The following is a 19,502-nucleotide window of genomic DNA, read 5'->3' as shown; positions in this document are numbered from 1 at the left end:
CGCAATGGGGCTCATCGGGGTTCCCGACCATGGTCCCGTCAGTTTCCGCAAGTTGGCAGCAGGGCGATCGGGACGACCGTCCAGACCGTGGCCACCAAAGCGACGACAGCAAGCGCCAGGCTCGTTTGCCGCACGAACCCAGAAGCGGCGCCGACCCGGGATCCGAGAAGCAGGAAGATCATGGCCCCTTGCGTCAGTAACGCGACGGCAGCAGCGACAAGCAGGGCTGTTCGGCCAAGGGGCAGGCTGCCAAGCCCGGGGTCGGCCCCCCAGTTACCAGCGCAGATCAGCCCGTGCAGCCCATAAAGCGCGCTGAAGGTGATCAGCCAAAGGGTCAGCGGCAGCGACAGGCGCAAGACATCCCTCATGCGAATGCCCCCGGGGCCCATGCGGCAGCCAAAGCCATCACTGCGGTCAGCGCGGTGAAATCGGCCCACAGTTGGACGATCCGCGCCTCGCCCACCCGACCGGAGGAAGCGTAGCCCGCCCAGATGCGGGCAGACAGGAATCCCAGCATGATCAGCGTGATCGTGGTGTGCAGCGCGACATGGCCTGCCAGCAGCCAGAGCGTCGCGTTGTAAGCATGACCCGCCGGATCAGGCAACGAAAGCCAGACGGACCCCGCAGCCATGGTCAGGGCAATGGTGCCCAGGATGGCAAGTCCAAGCCCCGGCCAGGCCCAGCGGTCTGCGGCAACCGCCGACACCACTAGACGCGGCCCGACGACCAATGCGGCAATCCCTCCAAGCGCCAAGAGCGGTGCCGTTGTCCCCGGTTCAACCCAGGCGGGGGGCGGCCAGTTCGGCGCGATGGTCCACAGGAACGCATAGCCGAACAAGAGCGATCCGAAATGCACCCCGTCCGCCAGCAACAGCATCAGCGACCCCCACCATCCGGGTGGGTCGGCCACCTCCCACGAGGTTGGCAGATTTGCGCCATGGCCGGCGTCAACCGGGCCCTCGACAGTCTTTGCCCCCAGACCCCAGCACCAGATCAGCGCGATCACGACCACCGCCCCCAAGGCGATGCCCGAGACGATATAGGCCCCGAAAAGGGGCGCAAGGAACGAGGCGCTGGTGGCCACGGCCAGCGGGAACGGCAGCCAAGAGTTTCCGGGAAGGATCGCGACCTGTGCTGGCGACCCCGTCGCGGTATCGACAATCAGCGTCTCGCGTCGGTTGCGCGAGGCGTTGGCCAGATACCCCTCGCCCCGCGCGATGCGGTGGGCCAGTTTCGGGTCCTCGGCCAGCGGGTAGCGGCCGTCCACGATGGGAACCGACGCGAACCCATAGGCCGGAGACGGCAGGATCGTCGCCCATTCCAGCGTTCCCGCGCCCCAGGGGTTACGGCGACCGCGGACAGCGACGACGCTGTTCACCACGATGTCCAGAATGACCAGCGCAAAGCCGATCGCCATCACGAAGGCACCGATCGAGGCGACCAAGTTGATCGCCTCCCAGCCCTGGCCTGCATCATAGGTCGAGGTCCGTCGCCGCTGACCCAGAAGCCCCACCCAATGCACCGCAAGGAAGGTGACGTGAAAGGCGGGAACCGTGATCCAGAAGGCAATCTCGCCCAGACGGAAGAACCGCGTCCGGCCGGTAAGCGTCGGCAGAAAATAGTAGACCGCAGCGACCATCGGGAAGACGTAGCCGCCGATGAGAACATAGTGGAGATGCGCCACCACGAAATGCGTGTCATGCGCCTGCCAGTCGAAGGGCACGATGGCCAGCATGACCCCCGTCAGCCCGCCGATCACGAAGGTGGCGAAGAACCCCATGATCCACAGCATCGGCAGGTGCATGGTCGGACGACCTTTCCACAGCGTGCCGATCCAGGAAAAGATCATCACCGCGGTTGGCACCGCGACCAGCGTCGAGGCGGCCGAGAAGAAGGCAAGGCTCAGGTGCGGGATGCCGGTGGTGAACATGTGATGGACCCAAAGCCCGAAGCTGAGGACCGCCAGGGATATTGCCGCCGTGACGACCCAGCCGTAGCCTAGCAGTGTCGTCCGCGCCATCACCGGCAGGATCGTCGCGATCATGCCGGCTGCGGGCAGGAAGATGATGTAGACCTCCGGGTGGCCGAACAGCCAGAAAAGGTGCTGCCAAAGCAGCGGGTCCCCCCCGTTTTCCACCTGAAAGAATGGCCAATCCAATGCGCGTTCGACCTCTAGAAGCAATGAGCCAAGGATCATCGGCGGAAAGGCCGTCAGGATCATCACCGCCACGACAAGAATGAACCAGGCAAAGATCGGCATCCGCGCCAAGGACATTCCTGCGGCCCGGTACCGCAGCACCGTCACGACGATCTCGCAGGCGGTGGCGATGGCCGACACCTCGATCGAGGTGATCCCCAGAAGCCAGACATCCGCCCCTATCCCCGGCGAGAAGGCGGCAGAGGATAGCGGTGGATACATGAACCAACCGCCACTTGGGGAAAGACCCATCAGCATCGCGATGATGACTGCGCTGCCGCCGAAGATGTAGACCCAAAGACCGTAAGCCCCCAGACGCGGAAAGGCCATGTCGCGGGTGCCCAACATCCCCGGCAGCAAAAGCATGGCCATCGCCTCGAAGAACGGGATGGCGAACAGGAACATCATCACCGTGCCATGCATGGTGAAGATCTGGTTGTAGACCTCGGGCTCCATGAAGGCCGAGCGGGGTGACGCCAGCTGCGCCCGGATCAGCAGGGCAAGAATTCCACCGATGATGAAGAATGCCGTGGCCACGCACAGGAACAGGACACCAATGTCATTGTTGTTGTTGGTCGTCAGCCAACCCCGCAGGCGCGGATCGGACGACCAGATCGGCATCAGCCGTCGGTGCAGCCGCAGTGCAAGGGCGCGGCGGGGCTGGGGCGCGGTCATGGCAGGTCCGCCGTCAGGAATGCGGCCCAGCCCGCCGGATCATGCGCGCGGACGGTGAAAACATGGTCGCGGTAGCCGGTACCGCTGAACTCGGCGCTTGCGCCGGCGTAATCGCCGGGATGGTCCGCCTCGATCCGCAGGCGGTTGGTCCGGCCGGGAATGGCATCCAGCTTGCCCGCCAGACGTGGCACCCAGAAGGCGTGGACCACATCCCGGCTCGTGATCTCCACATCAACCGGTCTGCCGGCGGGGATATGCAGGATGTCATCGGTCCTAAGGCCGGGGGCGTCGGCATAGCCAAAGGACCAGGCCCACTGCCGCGCTTCAGCCCGGACGACAACGACATCCGGGCTTGCCACCGGGCGCAGCCGTTCCCCAAGAACAAGGCCATAGGCCGTCAGGGCCGTCAACGTCACCAAAGGAAAGGCAAGCCCCAAGCCCCAGAACCACACGCGATCATCGGCGCGCGCGCCGTTGCCGCGCCAAGCCATCACCAACAAAAGCATGACGAACAGGAAGATTCCCCCCGCCCCGATCAGCATCACCGTCCACAACGTGGCGATTTCGCGCGCGGCCGGGCCAGCAGGATGCAGCGCCGACAGCGTTTCCGTGCAACCGGCAAGCCCGTTCAGCGTTGTCATCGCAGCAAGCGAGAAGGCAAGGCGACGATGGCGCAGGAAATGATTCAGCCTGAAGGCAAGCCCGCACCGGGGCTGGACGATCCGGTCGCCGACTCGATCAACTCTGGAAGCAGCGAATCCAGAATCGCGATCTGGGGCCATCCGCTGCACGCGATGACTGTGGCGTTCCCGGTCGCGCTTACCTTTTGCGCCTTCGGGGCTGACGTCTTTTACTGGTGGTCCGGCGCGGCCCGCTGGGCCTGGGCGGCCTACTGGGCCTCGGGCACGGCATTTCTGTTCGGGCTCATGGCCGGGGCGACCGGCACACTGGAGCTTTTGAGCGTCCCCGGTATCCGCATTCGCGCGGCGGCTTGGACCCATTTCATCATCGCGGTCATGCTTCTGTCGCTTCTTGGCCTGAACTGGGGCTGGCGGCTGACCGGATACCAAGAGGCCGTGCTGCCCTGGGGCATTCTGATGTCCGGCTTTTCGGTGCTGGTCGTGATTGCGACGGGTTGGCATGGTGGGATACTCGTCTTCGACTACGGATTGGGCACGTCGAAGGGCAAGTCGCGCCCCAAGGGCTGAGCGAGCCAAGCGGGCACTGGCAACTCGTCAAGTTCTGGCTTGGCAAGCACCAGGGTGAGCACGGCAATCGCCAGAACGCACAGGATCACCGTCGGCAGGAAGGGACCGGGTGGCTCATGTCGCCCCTCGGTTTCGGCCACCGCGACGATGGTATGGCCGACCCAGGCGTGGACGGTGACCAACCCGGCGACGCCGACGAGCTTGACGAACATCCAGCCGGTGAACACGTCGCGCAGAAAGATCAGCGTGGTTCCCGTGGCCACGGTCAGCACAGCGGCGGGGGTCAGGAACCAGATATAGCCGTAATGCGTGGCCCGCCGGATGCGGGCAAAGTCGCCCTGTCCAATGGCGCGGTCGTGCCGGGCAAGCATGGCAGGAAGGGCCGCCAGCCCCGCAATCCAGACCGCCATGAACCCGACATGCAGAGCCTTCAGATGGGGGATGATCGCGTCGAATGCGGTCATGCCAATGCCCCCAGTCTGCGCCATCCCCGCCTGCCAATCAGGCCGATGATGACAAGAAAGGGCAGCCCCGCCGGTATCCACATGATCAGGCCGCCAAGCTGCTGGTCAGCAAGTTGCGACAGCCCGAAGGCCATCGGCGCAGTCGTGTGGATTGCGTACAGACCCTCAGGCGCGAAAGTCAAAAGTGCGCCCAGAAGCGCCATCTGCACGAAGGCCCCCAGCGTGGCCATGATCGCCAGATGCGGCGGCTGCGCAGGGTGCAGGACGCTTGCCCAGAAGGCGACTGCCGTGCCCAGTAGCGATGCCTGCATCAGCCAGTAGACCGCGATGTTGCCCAAGGCCAGGTCATAGGCCGCAGGCAGATGCCACAGCCATAGGACCGCTGTCGCCGCTACAAACGCCAGAACCGTCGACCGAGCTGTCCCCTTTGCCATCCCTGCCGCCAGCAGGGGGGCTGCCACGGCCACCAAAAGGACGTGATGGACGACGCGCGCTGAAAACAGCGCAGCCGACAGCGCGCAAAGCGGGGACACGAAGGCCACCGCCAGCACAGCGACCCCAGACAGGGCCATGGGCTTTCGCCTGACTGAAACCGCCATCAGCGACAAGGCCGCAAGCAGCGCCGGGTCCAGGTTCCACCGCGACCACAGCCCCGCCGGGTCCGGCGCTGGCCCGCAGTAGATGCCCTGAAGCGCCGCAAGGTCCATCAGGGTCCGCCTACTGTTCAGCCAGACGGTAGGCCACCACCTGATCTGCCACCTGTGGTTTCAGGATCGAATTTCCGCCAGCGGTGAAGACGACGTAGTCCACCCCTTCATGCGTGAAGACGGCCGGGATCGACACCGAAGGTGCGGCCACGATGTCGGACCAAAGCTCACGCCCCGTGCTTGCCTCCAGCGCCCGAACCCGGCTGTCCATCGATGCGCCGATGAAGACGACGCCGCCAGCCGTAATGACCGGTCCGCCAAGGGTTGGCGAACCCCAGTCGCGCAGGCCGTAGAAACCCCACTGCTGCGTCAGCCCGAACGGCACTTCGTAAAGTTGCTCGCCCGTAGACAGGTCATAGGCGGCGAAGGTGCCGAAGGGCGGTTCCCAACAGGGCAGCCCCAGACTGTTCGTCCATTCGAAAAGTTCGATCCCGTAGGGCGAGCCTTCCTGCGCATGAAACCCCCCTTCATTGCCGCCCTCGACGCTGCCATTGGTCGCGTCGCGCACCTCGGCCTCATAGTTTTCGCGCGGGATCAGGCGGATCACCTGCACGACGCGGCTTGTGTTGACGTAAAGGATCCCCGTACGCGGATCAACCGCAGCCCCACCCCAGTTGTTGGCGCCCGCCGTTCCCGGCCAAAGAAACGTGCCTTCCACGGATGGTGGTGTGAAAAGGCCATCGTATCGGTAGGTCTGGCGATCCTCGGAACACTGACCAAGCGACAGCGTGTCGGCCAAGGCCCAGACATCAGGCATCGCCTCGACCGGCGCGGTGGGCGCGGGGGTGGTGACGAAGGGCTGTGTCGGGGCCGCCACTTCGCCATCTGCGGTGGAGGCGGGAACCGGGCGTTCCTCGATCGGGAAAAGCGGCGCGCCCGTGCGGCGGTCAAGCACGAAGATGAAGCCCTGCTTGGTCGTCTGGACCAGCGCCGGGATCGTTTCGCCATCGCGCGAGATGTCGACAAGCGTCGGCGCAGAGGGCGTGTCATAATCCCAGATGTCATGGTTTATATGCTGGAAGGACCAGGCGATTTCACCAGTCTCGATGTCGACCGCCGTGATCGACGTTGCCAGCGGGACACCTTCCAGCCGGTTTCCGCCCCAGTAATTCGGCGAAGGCGAGGATACGGGCACATAGACCAGCCCAAGGTCAGGATCGGCGGACATGGAGGACCAGATGTTGGCGGTCCCCGTTTGCGGGATCAGGTCGGTCGGGATGAAGCCTGTATCCCAAAGCAGTTCGCCGGTCCGCGCGCTGACGGCCATCAGGTTGCCCGGGGGCTCGACGGTATAGGCCCAATCCTTGCCGGCCCAGCCGATCAGGATGGTGTCACCCACGATGGTTGGCGGCTGCAGCAGGGAGAAGGGAAAGACGTCGTTCGTCTCGTTCCACTGGTTTACGTTTAGGATGCCGTTCTGGCCGAAGTCCTGACATGGCAGACCGGTATCGGCATCGACGGCGTGCAGGGTCGCGTCCATCGTGCCAAGGTAGACACGCTTTTCGCACACCCCCTCGGCCCCGCTTTCCCAATAGGCGACCCCGCGGTTCTTGAGCGCGGCCTGGGTCAGCGCCTCAAGGGTCGACTGGCTGTCGTAGCGCCACCGTTCCTCCCCCGTCGCGGGATCCAGCGCCAGGATGCGGTAGAACGGCGTGCCCAGATAAAGCGTGCCGTTTGCATAGATCGGCGTGGCTGACCAAACCGTTTCCGGCAGGTCCCCGGTACCGTCGGCGACATCGCCGGTCCGCACCTCCCATGCGCGCTCCAGGTCGCCTACATTTTCCGGGGTGAATGTGGACACATCCGCGAATTTCGTTGCATCCAGCCTGCCGTTGAACGTGTCCCAGCGGGTTTGGTCGGCATGGGCCGGGGCTGCGCAGGCGAAGGCCAGCAAAAGCGCGAAACGTGTCATACGGTGTGAACCTTCCGGCTGTAAAAACGGCCACTTGCGACGAATGGAATGGCGAGGCAGACAAATGCCATGAGGGCGGCCAGGATGTTCTGCATCAGGAACCATGCCGCCACGGCGGTAAGTCCTGACGCGAGGACTGCGGTGACTGCGACCAGCCGCTGCATGCCGCGTCCCAGCCTTACGCCCGCAAGAAGCACCACGCCAACCAGCGCTGCCGCCGCGCCGAGAACGGCAAGCCACGCGCCCAACGTGCCTGTCACACCAGTCCCCTCCATCACAACCGCCAGAAGCGCCAACGTAAGACCAGCGACAGCCGCCAAAGTGACAAGGGGATTGAGCACGTTTTCTTCTCCTGACTGGCGACCATCATTGGTCGAACTGGACGTGCAGGCGATCACACGGATCCGGGTTCACGCCCGAGGAACACCCGCATTCCAAGCAGCGTCACGGCTGTGAAGGAGGCTGCGGCTCGTCCGTTGTTGGTGTGGGTGTCACGGCTTGCGGGACAGGCGCTGTTTCCGGCACCGGCGCCGCGGTATCCGCGGCATCTGCCGGAGGCACGTCGGTCGCATCGGTCGCGCCACGCGTTTCATAAAGCAACCAGCCCAAGAAAAGGACCGCGACAAAGCCCCCTACGGCCAACATGCCAAGAAGTGGCCCGCGGTGACGCGAAACCTGGCGATCAATGTTCGTTTTTGGTGCGGACATGCGCGGCCTCCTTTGGCAGACTCTCACCGATACAACCGGCGGTGGCCAAAAAGGTTCCAACTGAAGTTACCCCTTCAGTCCAACAGTGGCAGAGGCTGCCAAGTTTCGGCAGCCCCTGCCTTTGTGCGATCGGCTTTACCGGCGCTGCTCTTGATTGCGGTCTTGCTGGCCTTTCGGGTGGTCATTCTTTTGCTGGCCTTGTCCAGCGCCGCCGCCTTTCTGTTGCCGGTCCTGGTCGCGCTGGCCTTGGCGAGCCTGCTCGCCCGGCTGGTCCTTTTGCGGTTTCTTGTCCTGATTTTGGTTTGCCATCCTGCGATCTCCTCTGTTTCAGGTGGATAATCGACAAAACCAGTGGTCTCCGGTTTTGTTCCCGGGAACCAACTGGCGGACGGCAGGTTGAATTCTGTGCGGGAACGGAGTTTGCCATGCCAAGACAGAGTTTCTGGAAAGGCTATCTGAAGCTGTCGCTTGTGACCTGTCAGGTGGCGATGCAGCCCGCAATTTCGGACAGCGCGCGCGTCAAGTTTCACACGATCAACCAAAAGACCGGCAACCGCGTCCAGCGCAGGTATGTGGACGCGGAAACAGGCAAGCCCGTGAAAGACGAAGATCAGGCCCGCGGTTACCCGCGCGGCGAGGATGACCATGTCGTGCTGGAAGAGGAAGAGCTTGATGCCGTGGCACTGGACAGCACGCGCACGATCGACATTCTGGAATTTGTGCCGTCCGAACGGATCGGATGGATCTGGTTTGACCGTCCCCACTTCCTGTTGCCCGATGACGGCGTTGCGGAAGAAGCGTTTTCCGTCATCCGTGAGGCGATGCGGTCCACCGGAACCGTCGGCATTGCCCGGCTTGTCCTTTACCGACGCGAACGCGCGGTGATGCTTGCCCCGCGGGGAAAAGGCATCATCCTGTGGACGCTGCGCTATGGCGACGAGGTGCGCGATGCCAAGACGTATTTTGACGGCACCGGCGACGAAAAGCCTGACGCGCGTGCGCTTAAGCTGGTCAAACAGTTGATTGAACGCCGCACCGCCGAATGGACCCCGAAGATGGCGGAAGACCCGGTGCAAGACCGCTTGCTGGAGCTGATCGAGTCAAAGCAGAGCGGTCGCAAGCGTCCGCGCAAGGTTCAGGCGAAGGAACCGCAGCAAAGCGGCAAGGTCATCAGCATCATCGACGCCCTGAAGCGAAGCATCGATGCGGAAAAGGGCACATCCCGCAAACGCTAACCGAAAAGCCGGATGAAGGGACGCGCCTTAACCCGGCAGTGGTCGGGCAGACGCGGCAAAGTCGCTCCACGGATCGCGGCGCAAGGCGGCCAGTCGGGCGGGCATCGTGCGGATGGTGAAGTCGGCGGGGGACAGCCCGCTGTCCAGTTCGTCCCAGCTGACGGGGGCCGACACCAGACCCCCCGGCCGTGCGCGGGTAGAGTAGGCGGCCACCGCAGTCGCCCCGCGCTGGTTGCGCAGATAGTCGATCAGGATCTTTCCCTGCCGCTTGGATTTGGTGATCGTCGCCACATAACGTGCGGGATCGTCCCCTGCCATGCTGCGTGCAAACTGGCGGCAGAAGGACTTGACCGCAGGCCATTCGGCCTTTGCGACCAAAGGGGCCACGACATGCAACCCTTTGCCGCCCGAGGTTTTGACAAAGGCCGCAAGCTCCGCGTCTTTAAGGCGTTGCCGAACCTCTTGCGCAGCAAAGGTCAGGTCATCCCAGCCGACACCGTCACCGGGATCAAGGTCAATGACAATGCGGTCAGGCCGTTCCCAATCCGCAAGGGTGCTGCCCCAAGGGTGAATCTCCAGACTGGCCGCTTGGGCAAGGGCGGTCAGGCCGTCAAAGTCGGCGATGGCAATTGACGGCGCGTCCTTCGGATCTGTCGGGTCCGCCACGCGCAGGATGGCAGCATTCATGCCCTTCCAGTCGTGTTTTTGAAAGAATTTCTGGCCGCTGATCCCGTTCGGGCAACGCAGAAGGGCCAAGGGCCGGCCACTGACATGCGGGGCGATCCAGGTCCAGACGTCGGCATAGTAGTCGGCAAGGTCGGCCTTGGTGATGCCTGCGTCTGGCCAATAGACCCGGTCGGGGTTGGTCAGCTTGATCCGCCGCACTGGCAGGGCAGGGGGCGGTGTCGTGTCCTCTGGCGCAGACGGGGGCGTCGAGAGGCCCTCGCCCGTGACGTCCTGCGGGTCCTTATCCTCGCGCAGGCCGCGGAAGGCGGCGTGGCGCAGGTTGCCGTCATCCGTCCAGGCGCGGAAATCGACTTCGGCGACAAGATCGGGCCTGACATGGCGCACCCCGCGCTTTGCCTGACCCGTGAGCGGCGGATCAAAGGGCGACTGCGGCGTTTCCAGCGCGGTCAGCCGGGTGTAAAGGTCCTCGGCCACGGCAACGGAAAAGCCGGTGCCGACACGCCCCACGCTGCGCAACCGGTCGCCATCATAGACACCCATCACCAGCGACCCGATCGCACGGGGCGAGGCGGTGGAAGGCACGAAGCCGCCGATCACGAATTCTTGCCGGGCCGAGCATTTCGACTTGACCCAGGCATTGCTGCGCCCTGACCGATAGGGACTGTCGCGCAGTTTCGAAATGATCCCCTCAAGCCCCATGCGGCAGGCGTGGCGGAGGACGATGGCACCCTGGTCCGACAGGTGCTCGCTAAGCCGGATCGGATCCTTCGCGGACCGCAGGATAGTCGCCAGCAGGCGCTTGCGTTCGACCAGCGGCAGCGGCGTCAGATCGCGCCCATCAAGGTGGAGCAGATCGAAGGCATAAAAGGTCATCCGGTCGGTGCGGCCTTCAGCCAGATCAGCCTGCAGCGCAGAAAAGTTGGACGAACGACCGCCTGTTTCCACCACCACTTCGCCGTCCAGTACAGCCTGACTGACCGGCAGCGCAGTCAGCGCATCGGCAAGGGCCGCACCGAAGCGGTCAGTCCAGTCCCGCCCCGACCGGGTGAAAAGACGGGCCTTGCCGTCCTCCACATGGGCCTGAATCCGGTAGCCGTCGAACTTGATCTCATGCAGCCAGCGGTCGTCGCCCGGCGTGGCCTTGACAAGTGAGGCGAGCATTGGCGGCAGAAAGCCCGGCATCGGTTTGTCCGTGCCTTGCTCCGTGGTCTTTCGGGTGCGGGTCTTTCGCGCCGGGGTCTTGCGGGCGGGTTTGCCGGCAACGGCCTCGATCGTGCGACCAGACGTCACCGACTGCGGGCTTTGTTCCAGAATATCCGGGGCGGACGGGTCGCGGGCGCTGGCATCCTCGCCCTTGATCAACAGCCAGTTTTCGCGCTTGTCCTTGGGCTTGCCGCGCATGCGGATCAAATGCCAGCGACCGGTCAGCTTTTCGCCCTTGAGCTCGAACTCCAGATGCCCCTTGGCATAGCCCTTGTGCGGATCGATAACCGGGGTCCAGGTGCCACGGTCCCAGACAATCACCGTGCCTGCGCCGTACTGGCCTTCCGGGATCGTGCCTTCGAAGTCACCGTAGTCCATCGGGTGATCCTCGACATGCACGGACAGTCGCTTTTCACCCGGAACAAGGCTGGGGCCGCGGGTGACGGCCCAACTTTTCAGAACGCAATCCATTTCCAGCCGCAAATCGTAATGCAGCCGGCGGGCGGCGTGTTTCTGGACGACAAACACCAAAGCTCCGGTGGATTTGTGCTTGCGCCCCTTGGGTTCCGGGGTTGCCTTGAAGTCGCGCATCGACTGATAGGTTTCAAGCACCCTGTCACCCCGCTTTGCGCCGCGGGGCCTTTGTCGCTTTGACGCTGTCCCTGAGCGCCGCCATCAGGTCGATAACCTTGGCCTGCGGTTCCGCTTTCCGGCGCGGTGGCGGACGGCCTTGCAGTTTCGCGCGGACCAGATCGGCCAAGGCGGCTTCGTACCGGTCATCGAAGGTCGAGGGGTCGAAATCGCCAAGCTTGGTACTGATGATGTGTTTGGCAAGGTCCATCATCTCGGCATCAATCTTCACATCGCGGATGTCAGTGAAGGCATTCTCCGGTGACCGAACCTGATAGTCGAAGTTCAGGGTGTTGGCGATGAACCCCTGACCATGGGGCCGGATCATCAAGGTCCGCAGGCGGCGGAATAGAACGGTCCGCGCCAGGCCGGCGACCTTCTGCCGTTCCATCCCATCACGCAGCAGCGAAAAGGCATCGACCGATGCGGCTTCAGCCGGGGCAAGGTAGTAGGGTCGGTCGAAGTACAGCGTGTCGATGTCCTTGCAGGGCAGAAATGCCTCAATTGCCAGGGTCTTGTCCGACTCGGGCACAGCCGCGGCGATTTCCTCCGGGTCAAGGTGGAGGTAGTCGTCGGTGTCGACTTCGTACCCCATCACCTCGTCTTCCTTGTCGACAGGTTTGCCCGTTTCGGCATCGACAAGTTCCGCCCGCAGACGGTTGCCCGTGGCGCGGTTGATCATGTGCAGGGCAATGCGGTCTGACGTGACAGCTGCAGTGTAAAGCGCAACGCCGAAGCCCACTTCACCAAGCCTGATCCGGCCCTTCCAGTTTGCGCGCGGTGCCATCCCGACTTCCTTTTCTGCGACCGGCCACAGCCGGTGCTGAACATTGAACCGGTTTGCGCAGCGGTTGGTTCCGATGACCGGATCATTTAGGTCCGCGACATCGGCAAGATCGTGCCGCCTGCGGCGGATTTTGGGGTGGGGGGCGGAACCGGCAGGCGGCCGCGGCATTAATTTTCCGTTAACCTTGCCGTCCCGCAGGAGGGAACTGATGTCCGACGACGTGCTAAGGCATATCCCGGCCTTGCGCCTGTTCGCGCGGTCGTTGACCGGACGCTACGGAGATGCAGATGATCTGGTTCAGGATACGCTTGTAAGGGCGATTTCCAGTGCCGCCCGCTATACCCCGGGCACCAATATGCGCGCGTGGCTGTTCACCATCATGCGCAACCATTTCTACAACCAGCGGGTAAAACTGGTCCGGGAACGCCCCGGACTTGAAGATTGCGTGTCGGGGCAGCCGACCACGCCTGACCAGCAATATTGGCACGTTCGTGGCCGCGAAATCGAGGGCGCTCTCTTGGCACTGCCACGCACCTACCGCGAGGCGGTGATGCTGGTGCTGGTTACCGGCGAAAGCTACCAGTCGGCGGCGGATATTCTGGAAGTGGACATCGGCACGATCAAAAGCCGGATCAATCGCGGACGCCGGATGCTGCAAGATGCCTTGGGGGAAGAGGTCTAGCGGCGTCTGGGAACAATCCGGACAGCGAACGGTTGAAGCCGAACCAACGCTCAACCGGATTGGCAGGAGATGACCATGAAAACGAAGACCCTTGAAGACCTGTTCCACGAGACGCTGAAGGACATCTACTACGCTGAACGCAAGATCCTTACGGCGCTGCCCAAGATGGCACGGGGGGCGCAATCCTCGGAATTGCAGGCGGCATTCGAAAAGCGCGCAGAAGAAACCCAGATGCAGGTGGAGCGTCTGCAGCAGGTATTTGAGCTGATCGGCAAGGCGGCGCGGGGCAAGACCTGCCCGGCAATCGATGGCATCCTGGAAGAGGGCGAAGAGGCCCTGCAGGCCTTTGCCAACAGCCCGGCGCTGGACGCAAGCCTCGTCGCAGCAGCGCAGGCGGTCGAGCATTATGAGATCGCGCGCTATGGAACCCTGCTGCGCTGGGCGCAGGTGATGGGGCTGAAGGATGCGGCCAAACTTCTGGAGCAAACCCTGCAGGAAGAAAGCATGACCGACGAAGCATTGACCCAGATTGCCGATGGGTCGGTCAATCAGGCGGCGCTTGAGGCCGCGTGACACCAACTGTGTCCTGTCCCGCGCCGGCGTTCCCGTCGGCGCGGACAAACTGGCGGGTCGGCAGAACGAACCGCCCGCGCCAAGGAGGAGGCTTCCGATGAGCCGGGACCAAAAGTCACAACCGTCAAATGAAGACCTGCGGCGACCGAAGGCAAACGTGATCGACCAGCGCCAGCAGCAGATCGATCCGTCCGGACAGGAGCGCCTGGACCCAAACGCGCGCCCCGATGCCAACCGCAAGCAGCCCGGTGGTCACATCCACCATGGCGAACGCACTGACGAAGGATCCGCATCATGAACGACCATCCCAAGCCGCCCTTTCCGAAGCAGACGCAATCCGCCCCGGGCACCTTTGCTTCGATGCAGCCGCGCCCCGACCATGGCGAAACAACCTGGGTTGGGGCCGGTCGGCTGCAGGGTCGCGTTGCGCTGATCACCGGGGCAGACAGCGGCATCGGCCGCGCCGTAGCCATCGCCTATGCCCGCGAGGGCGCAGACGTTGCCATGTGTTTCCTGAACGAGTGTGACGACGCCGCCGATACGGCAAGACTCATCGAAGACGAGGGCCAGAGCTGCATGAAGATTCCGGCCGATCTTTCCAACCCTGACGAATGTCGCAGCGTAGTGCAGCAGGTGGTGAACACCTGGGGCCGGATCGACATCCTGGTCAACAACGCCGCCCACCAGACTGTCTGCGACCGGTTCGAGGACCTGACGCCCAAGGAATGGGACAAGACCTTTGCCGTCAACATCGACGCGGTCTTTCATGTGGCCCAGGCGGCGGTGGCCCACATGGGTGCGGGCAGTTCGATCATCAACACCGCCTCGATCAATTCCGACAAGCCGAATCCGTCCTTGCTGGCCTATGCCACCACCAAGGGCGCCATCCGGAACTTCACTGCGGGACTGGCCCAACTGCTGGCCGACCGGGGCATCCGCGTGAACTGCGTCGCCCCCGGCCCGGTGTGGACCCCGCTCATCCCGGCCAGCATGCCGGGTGAAAAAGTGGCCAGCTTCGGTCAGGACAGCCCGATGAAACGTCCGGCCCAACCGGTGGAGCTTGCCTCCGCCTACGTGATGCTGGCCGAGCCGATGTCGAGCTACGTCTCCGGCGCGACAATCGCGGTCACGGGCGGCGCGCCAATGTTGTAGGGGCTGGCGGTCGGGAACAATCTCGGCTGGTTCCGGTTCTATCGGGCAGGACGCAATTGCGACAGAAAGGATACCTCATGACCGATATTCCCCCCAGAACCCCGCCCGGCAAGGTGGATCGGCGCACCGATACGCGCCCGCCCCAGACGGGCATGTGGCTTGTCTTGCTGGTCGTCGTTGCCCTGATCGTGGCCGTCGTGGTCTTCACCTTTGATCGGTCGGCCAGTGTCCTTGATGAGCCGGATACAACCCCGGCATCGACGGCGCCTGACCAAGGCGGCGTGGGTGCGCCCGAGACTGCCCCGGATCAGACAGGCACTCCCACCGGAACAACCACGGACACAGGGACCGATGACGGCGCCGCTACGGTCGACCCGACTGCGCCAGCGCCGGGAACCGCGGTCGAAACGCCGCCTGCCGAACCGTAAGCACACTGACATCTCCCACCAGGAAAAGGTCGCGCCCCGTCCGCGCGGCCTTTTTCAGAAGTATGCTGCGGGGATAGCTGTGTTCGCGCATCCTTCAATCGCGTTTGGCCTGCGCGAGACGGGCCAACATCCTGAACTCATCGGCCCGGGCCAGTTCCAGTTCAACCCCAATACTCGGCACAGCGGCCGGATCCTCTTGCCCGTCCTGCAACTAGGTGCGCTCCTCCATCCACTCGATGAGCTCATCAAATCGGTCGCCGGGAAGACGCTGCAGAAGTTCGATCAGAAGGCTGCGGTGGGCAAGCACCCGCCCTTCCAGCGACAGCGAAATGGGATTGAGATTTTGTTGATCTCTGTCTTTTGTCATCTTGATCGCCTCCACCGCTTTCAGTCCAGAACGCCTATCAGGACCAATATGTTCCCTCGCGGCCGGGGGCAGTGCTATTCCAAGGATCACAATGCTGATCTACGATCAGGACATTCCCAACCTTGCCCGCGCCTTGATCGGGGCGCGGCTTTTGGTGCGCGGGGTCGGCGGCACCGTCATTGAGACCGAGGCATACGGACGCGATGATCCCGCATCGCACAGCTTTGCAGGCAAGACGGCGCGCAATGCGGCCATGTTCGGCCCTCCGGGCAGCGTCTATGTCTATCTGTCCTACGGTTGCCACCTTTGCCTGAACGTCGTCGGTCGTGCCGGTGAGGCGGTGCTGATCCGGGCGATCCGTCCCGAAATCGGGGTCCCGCTGATGCAACAGCGCCGAGGCCGGGAGGATGCACTTGCCACGGGCCCCGGTCGCTTGGGCCAGGCCTTGGGGATCCGTCTTTCCGACAATGGCAAGCCTTTTGGGGGCAAGCAGTTCGGGGATAAGAAGTTCGGAGGGGACGAGTTCCTGCTTGATCCGGGCGAAGCCAACGCGCCTTTGCTCGTCGGCCCCCGGATTGGCATCACCCGGGCCGCTGACAGGCCGTGGCGTTTCGGACTGGGCGGGGCAGGGGGGTTCAGTCGCCCGTTCCCGGTCGTGCCTGGCCCTTGAACCGGCGGAAGTCCGCGATGTTCCGGACGTTTGGCGAATAGACCGGAACAAATGGCCGGGGTTGCGGCTTGAAGCACCATCAGGTCGCCTGAGGAGCACCCGAATGCCCAACGAACCGAAGCCCGCCGCGCGCAAGCGCACGCCGCCGGAAGACCGGCGGAACGCGCAAAGTGACCATGAAGGCTCTCCGCACCGGCCGGAAGAGTTTGACGACGTCAATCCAGCGAAACAGGTCCCGCCAGTCAAGCCGACCGGGTCCAAAGACCGCAGAAGAAAGGAAATGTGACAATGCCAGCAAAATCCAAAGCTCAGCAAAAGGCGGCAGGCGCAGCCCTGGCCGCAAAGCGGGGCGAGGCGGACCGAAAGTCGCTTGTCGGCGCGTCCAAAGAAATGGCGAGCTCGATGACCGAAAGCGAGTTGGAAGACCTGGCCAGCACCTCGCGAAAGGGCCTGCCAGAGAAGAAGAAATAGGACTGTCGCCTCAGTTGGAACAATTTTCCCACATGCGCGTTGATTGTCCATACGGCCGAACCGCATTCGGCTTAGCGCGAGGAAACCTGACATGGACCACAATACGCAAAGCTCATCAGGCAGTTTTGACCTGAACGAGGCCGATCTGATCGGCACCCCGATCTACGACATCGACGGCGAGAAGGTCGGCAGCATTTCGCATCTCCACCATGCGGCGACCAGTCGTCAGGCGGTCGTGGATGTTGGCGGCTTTCTGGGCATCGGGACGAGACCGGTTCTGGTCAGTCTGGACGACCTGACCATCCAGCAGGACCCGGATGGGAATGTGTACGGCGTGACGTCATGGACCAAAGACCAGATTACCGCGTTGCCCGAACACTACGACTGAATTGCCGCGCCAGCACATCTGGACCCCGTCAAGCCACTGCGGTGCGTGATCGGGGGCAGGACTTTCACAGGAAGGACACCGACATGCAGATGTTTCAAGAAGGACGCCCCGGGGAAAAACCGGACCTCCCGTCACCGCCCGACCTTCCCGTCCCCGGCGAACCTGCCGAGCCGGACGTGTACCCCGACCCGATGCCAGACCCGCAGCCGATCCCGCCACAAGACCCGATCCCGCCCGGTCCCGGAGAGGTCACGCCCCCGGTATATGGAGGTCAGCGCGGTGGTTTCGCAACCTTATCGTGATTGCCGCGATCCTGACTGGGGTCTGCAGCCAGATCGGAGATCGCGCTTTCAAGCTTGTGGGCAAGGGTGATGAGCGCTTCGGGAATTGGCTCCGCTTCCGCATCTTCAAGAACGGTCTTGGCTAAAGCGGCCATGCTTGCCGCCCCCTTTGCATCGGTTCCTGAATCTTGCGGCATCCAACCCTCCGCGCGCCAACGTCACGCCACGTCCTCTGATCATAGCCCACGGTGGCCGTCAGCGGCGATCGAAAATCATCCGCCCACCACAATGTTACTCCCTGATATGATTAAACTAAAGCGCTGTTTCCAAAGTAAAGCCGCTGACCGCGCCTTTCCGCCCGGTTTGCCGGCCCTTTGGCTGATCCCACACTCCGAAATGCCCGAAACGACAGCAGCCAAAGTTTTGGCTGCCGTCGTCCGCCACTGTCCCGTCCCGAACTTCGCCGAAGGGAATTCCGAAGATGCCATTTGATTTCCAGGGAAAGCGCATCCTTATCCTGCAGGACAATCCTGTCGCGGGGGCCGAAATTGCCATCGCTCTGTCGACCGCGAACGCCACCGTGCTGGGGCCGTGCCATGATCTGGGTACTGCTGAAATGCAGGTGATGCACAGCGAACTGGCAATCCTTGATGTCGACGTCCGCGGCCGCAGGACCTTTGCGCTGGCAGACCGACTGGCGGTGCAGAACGTGCCTTACGTCTTCTTTTCCGCCACTGCCGGCTGCCGCCTGCCGGAGCGTTTCGCCAGGATCGACTGCATAGCACGACCGTCCTCTCCGCTCGTTGCGGTCAGGCGTCTGGAACTCCGGTCACGCGAAGCCGAACCGCCGACCTTCCCTGACCTTGTCCCGCTTCTTCGCCAACGTGCGTGCGGCATCCTGAAGGACCCGCTTGCCGCAGATCGGCTGGTGGAGCGTACCCTGCAACTCGCCCTCGAAGACAGCGGCACCCTTCCTTGCCAGTCAGGTCTGCTGGCTTGGTTGCATGGCCTTATGGACCGTGCGCTGCAGGTGGGCAGGTCTCAATTCCTCAACTGATCCGCTGCTGCGGGAACAATTCACCGCCCTTTCGGTTGGAAGAATTGGCAACTTCAGGCCAACCGTGGAAACCGCACGTTTCCGCGCCTTATCCAGCAAAGACTGAAAGGATGGAACATGAAACACCTCCTTGCGGTACCGGCACTGGCCCTGTTTGCGGCGACTGCCATGGCCCAGACCGATACGACCACAGGCGTTGCAACCGGCACCGACGCGACGGCTGGTTCTGGCGAAACCTTTGGAACCAACTGGTCGCTCTCTGTCGGGACGACCTTTTTCACCGATGGTGAGAACGGCACTCTGCGCCCCTCCGAAGAGCTTGCTTCGGGTTGGCAGTCCCTGTCGCAAGAAGATCGCGACATGATCACAGCAGATTGCCAGACCTTCGAAGCCGCGCATGGTGATGCCGCCGCAGCCGGTTCGACCGAAACAACCGGCACAGCCGCCACCGATGGCACTGCGGACACGACGGCAGGCACCGATACCGGCACGGCGACGACAGACACGACCGCCACGACTGACACTGGCACAGCTGCAGGCGGGACGGATACCTCCATGGCAGTAGGGTACGACATGGCTGAAATGCAGGCCATTTGCGACGCAGTCGGCCAGTTCTAAGCGGACCAGCCGCCCCAAATTGCCCCCTGTCTGACTTTCGGCAGATGTAAGCCCTCAACATCTCGCCGAGCCGGTGACCAATATGCGGAAACGCTGGTCACCGGTTTTTTCATGAATGCGAGCTGCGGGATAAACCGCCATCTGGCTGGAACATTCCGAACCCGCGCCGGTTGAGAAGATGGCCGCAGAACGGGACGACCACAGTCCTGTCAGCGGACACTCAACGGGAGAGGACCATGGCACAAAGATTTGAAGTCGACCCACAGCGCATGCGCTCGTTCCGTAATGATCGTGACGACCACCGCAGCCCACAGGGCGGCTACCGGGGGCGCACGCGCGAGCAGTCCGGGCAGGGCGCGTCGGTCGGCGAGGGCCATCAAGATGACTTCGACGGTAGCAGAT

General features: G+C 63.2%; 25 protein-coding genes. 13 read left to right on the top strand and 12 right to left on the bottom strand.

The genetic code is table 11. The annotated features are described in order from the left end of the window. Positions 1 to 38: 38 nt before the first annotated feature. From EI545_RS04295 to EI545_RS04285, 3 genes are read right to left on the bottom strand one after another with little or no spacing between them, the layout of a single operon-like run. A complete protein-coding gene (locus EI545_RS04295; protein ID WP_125324328.1) occupies positions 39 to 368 on the bottom strand; it encodes a hypothetical protein in 330 nt (109 codons plus the stop codon). Beyond that, entirely contained in the window at positions 365 to 2,872 is a 2,508-nt protein-coding gene (locus EI545_RS04290) for a cbb3-type cytochrome c oxidase subunit I (protein ID WP_125324327.1), read from the bottom strand. Before EI545_RS04290 ends, EI545_RS04295 begins: the two co-directional genes overlap by 4 nt. Further along, positions 2,869 to 3,513, bottom strand: a complete 645-nt coding sequence (locus EI545_RS04285) for a cytochrome c oxidase subunit II (RefSeq protein ID WP_245990282.1) — start codon at positions 3,511 to 3,513, stop codon at positions 2,869 to 2,871. The genes EI545_RS04290 and EI545_RS04285 overlap by 4 nt, the downstream gene beginning before the upstream one ends. Before the next feature lie 39 nt (positions 3,514 to 3,552). On the opposite strand from EI545_RS04285, the gene EI545_RS04280 reads away from it, so the two are divergent. Further along, complete coding sequence (locus EI545_RS04280; protein WP_245990281.1) at positions 3,553 to 4,080, top strand: DUF2231 domain-containing protein; 528 nt, start codon at positions 3,553 to 3,555, stop codon at positions 4,078 to 4,080. Here EI545_RS04280 and EI545_RS04275 read toward each other — a convergent pair. From EI545_RS04275 to EI545_RS04260, 4 genes are read right to left on the bottom strand one after another with little or no spacing between them, the layout of a single operon-like run. Further along, positions 4,035 to 4,544, bottom strand: coding sequence for a CopD family protein (locus EI545_RS04275; protein WP_125324324.1), 510 nt, complete (start codon positions 4,542 to 4,544; stop codon positions 4,035 to 4,037). The genes EI545_RS04280 and EI545_RS04275 overlap by 46 nt on opposite strands. Next, positions 4,541 to 5,251: a cytochrome c oxidase assembly protein gene (locus EI545_RS04270; RefSeq protein WP_125324323.1), complete on the bottom strand. Its 711-nt coding sequence runs from the start codon at positions 5,249 to 5,251 to the stop codon at positions 4,541 to 4,543. The genes EI545_RS04275 and EI545_RS04270 overlap by 4 nt, the downstream gene beginning before the upstream one ends. 10 nt (positions 5,252 to 5,261) lie before the next feature. Beyond that, on the bottom strand, positions 5,262 to 7,163 hold the full coding sequence (locus EI545_RS04265; protein ID WP_125324322.1) for a pyrroloquinoline quinone-dependent dehydrogenase: 1,902 nt from the start codon (positions 7,161 to 7,163) through the stop codon (positions 5,262 to 5,264). Further along, a complete protein-coding gene (locus EI545_RS04260; protein ID WP_125324321.1) occupies positions 7,160 to 7,504 on the bottom strand; it encodes a hypothetical protein in 345 nt (114 codons plus the stop codon). Before EI545_RS04260 ends, EI545_RS04265 begins: the two co-directional genes overlap by 4 nt. 565 nt (positions 7,505 to 8,069) lie before the next feature. Between EI545_RS04260 and EI545_RS21305 the strand changes: the two genes are divergently transcribed. Together EI545_RS21305 and ku (EI545_RS04255) are read left to right on the top strand one after the other, a co-directional pair. Continuing rightward, the gene (locus EI545_RS21305) at positions 8,070 to 8,210 is read left to right on the top strand and encodes a hypothetical protein (protein WP_164517207.1); all 141 of its coding nucleotides are present in this window, start codon (positions 8,070 to 8,072) and stop codon (positions 8,208 to 8,210) included. Between the two features lie 86 nt (positions 8,211 to 8,296). Next, complete coding sequence (gene ku, locus EI545_RS04255; RefSeq protein ID WP_125324320.1) at positions 8,297 to 9,106, top strand: non-homologous end joining protein Ku; 810 nt, start codon at positions 8,297 to 8,299, stop codon at positions 9,104 to 9,106. A 27-nt stretch (positions 9,107 to 9,133) separates the two neighbouring features. On the opposite strand, the gene ligD is transcribed toward ku (EI545_RS04255), so the two are convergent. Both ligD and ku (EI545_RS04245) read right to left on the bottom strand, forming a co-directional pair. After that, positions 9,134 to 11,587: a DNA ligase D gene (gene ligD, locus EI545_RS04250; protein ID WP_125324319.1), complete on the bottom strand. Its 2,454-nt coding sequence runs from the start codon at positions 11,585 to 11,587 to the stop codon at positions 9,134 to 9,136. A 25-nt stretch (positions 11,588 to 11,612) separates the two neighbouring features. After that, entirely contained in the window at positions 11,613 to 12,413 is an 801-nt protein-coding gene (ku, locus tag EI545_RS04245) for a non-homologous end joining protein Ku (protein ID WP_125324318.1), read from the bottom strand. 208 nt (positions 12,414 to 12,621) lie between these two features. Here ku (EI545_RS04245) and EI545_RS04240 point away from each other — a divergent pair, with 208 nt between their 5' ends. Together EI545_RS04240 and EI545_RS04235 are read left to right on the top strand one after the other, a co-directional pair. After that, the gene (locus tag EI545_RS04240; RefSeq protein ID WP_125324317.1) at positions 12,622 to 13,095 is read left to right on the top strand and encodes a sigma-70 family RNA polymerase sigma factor; all 474 of its coding nucleotides are present in this window, start codon (positions 12,622 to 12,624) and stop codon (positions 13,093 to 13,095) included. A gap of 75 nt (positions 13,096 to 13,170) precedes the next feature. Then, entirely contained in the window at positions 13,171 to 13,668 is a 498-nt protein-coding gene (locus EI545_RS04235) for a YciE/YciF ferroxidase family protein (RefSeq protein ID WP_125324316.1), read from the top strand. 124 nt (positions 13,669 to 13,792) lie between these two features. On the opposite strand, the gene EI545_RS21300 is transcribed toward EI545_RS04235, so the two are convergent. Next, positions 13,793 to 13,933, bottom strand: coding sequence for a hypothetical protein (locus EI545_RS21300; protein ID WP_164517206.1), 141 nt, complete (start codon positions 13,931 to 13,933; stop codon positions 13,793 to 13,795). Positions 13,934 to 13,962: 29 nt separating this feature from the next. Here EI545_RS21300 and EI545_RS04225 point away from each other — a divergent pair, with 29 nt between their 5' ends. Together EI545_RS04225 and EI545_RS04220 are read left to right on the top strand one after the other, a co-directional pair. Further along, positions 13,963 to 14,820, top strand: coding sequence for an SDR family oxidoreductase (locus tag EI545_RS04225; RefSeq protein ID WP_125324314.1), 858 nt, complete (start codon positions 13,963 to 13,965; stop codon positions 14,818 to 14,820). 77 nt (positions 14,821 to 14,897) lie between these two features. Continuing rightward, entirely contained in the window at positions 14,898 to 15,248 is a 351-nt protein-coding gene (locus tag EI545_RS04220; RefSeq protein ID WP_125324313.1) for a hypothetical protein, read from the top strand. Between the two features lie 211 nt (positions 15,249 to 15,459). Here EI545_RS04220 and EI545_RS21295 read toward each other — a convergent pair whose 3' ends face one another. Next, positions 15,460 to 15,615 carry a hypothetical protein gene (locus tag EI545_RS21295; RefSeq protein ID WP_164517205.1) on the bottom strand — a complete coding sequence of 52 codons (156 nt, stop codon included), beginning with the start codon at positions 15,613 to 15,615 and terminating at the stop codon, positions 15,460 to 15,462. 91 nt (positions 15,616 to 15,706) lie between these two features. Here EI545_RS21295 and EI545_RS04215 point away from each other — a divergent pair, with 91 nt between their 5' ends. From EI545_RS04215 to EI545_RS04200, 4 genes are all read left to right on the top strand, one after another. Then, entirely contained in the window at positions 15,707 to 16,285 is a 579-nt protein-coding gene (locus EI545_RS04215; RefSeq protein WP_125324312.1) for a DNA-3-methyladenine glycosylase, read from the top strand. A 103-nt stretch (positions 16,286 to 16,388) separates the two neighbouring features. Continuing rightward, positions 16,389 to 16,571, top strand: a complete 183-nt coding sequence (locus EI545_RS04210) for a hypothetical protein (RefSeq protein WP_125324311.1) — start codon at positions 16,389 to 16,391, stop codon at positions 16,569 to 16,571. Positions 16,572 to 16,573: 2 nt separating this feature from the next. Next, positions 16,574 to 16,756 carry a DUF3008 family protein gene (locus EI545_RS04205; protein WP_125324310.1) on the top strand — a complete coding sequence of 61 codons (183 nt, stop codon included), beginning with the start codon at positions 16,574 to 16,576 and terminating at the stop codon, positions 16,754 to 16,756. 91 nt (positions 16,757 to 16,847) lie between these two features. Then, positions 16,848 to 17,144: a PRC-barrel domain-containing protein gene (locus EI545_RS04200; RefSeq protein ID WP_125324309.1), complete on the top strand. Its 297-nt coding sequence runs from the start codon at positions 16,848 to 16,850 to the stop codon at positions 17,142 to 17,144. A 271-nt stretch (positions 17,145 to 17,415) separates the two neighbouring features. On the opposite strand, the gene EI545_RS21290 is transcribed toward EI545_RS04200, so the two are convergent. Next, the gene (locus tag EI545_RS21290) at positions 17,416 to 17,622 is read right to left on the bottom strand and encodes a hypothetical protein (protein WP_164517204.1); all 207 of its coding nucleotides are present in this window, start codon (positions 17,620 to 17,622) and stop codon (positions 17,416 to 17,418) included. Positions 17,623 to 17,906: 284 nt separating this feature from the next. Between EI545_RS21290 and EI545_RS04190 the strand changes: the two genes are divergently transcribed. Beyond that, positions 17,907 to 18,482, top strand: coding sequence for a response regulator (locus EI545_RS04190; protein ID WP_125324307.1), 576 nt, complete (start codon positions 17,907 to 17,909; stop codon positions 18,480 to 18,482). 117 nt (positions 18,483 to 18,599) lie between these two features. Next, complete coding sequence (locus tag EI545_RS04185) at positions 18,600 to 19,100, top strand: hypothetical protein (protein WP_125324306.1); 501 nt, start codon at positions 18,600 to 18,602, stop codon at positions 19,098 to 19,100. Positions 19,101 to 19,502: the final 402 nt, after the last annotated feature.

It is taken from the genome of Tabrizicola piscis (assembly GCF_003940805.1).
GTDB lineage: Bacteria > Pseudomonadota > Alphaproteobacteria > Rhodobacterales > Rhodobacteraceae > Tabrizicola > Tabrizicola piscis.
The sequence above is the reverse complement of the archived record's forward strand: the minus strand, read 5'-3'. Positions and strand labels throughout refer to the sequence as shown.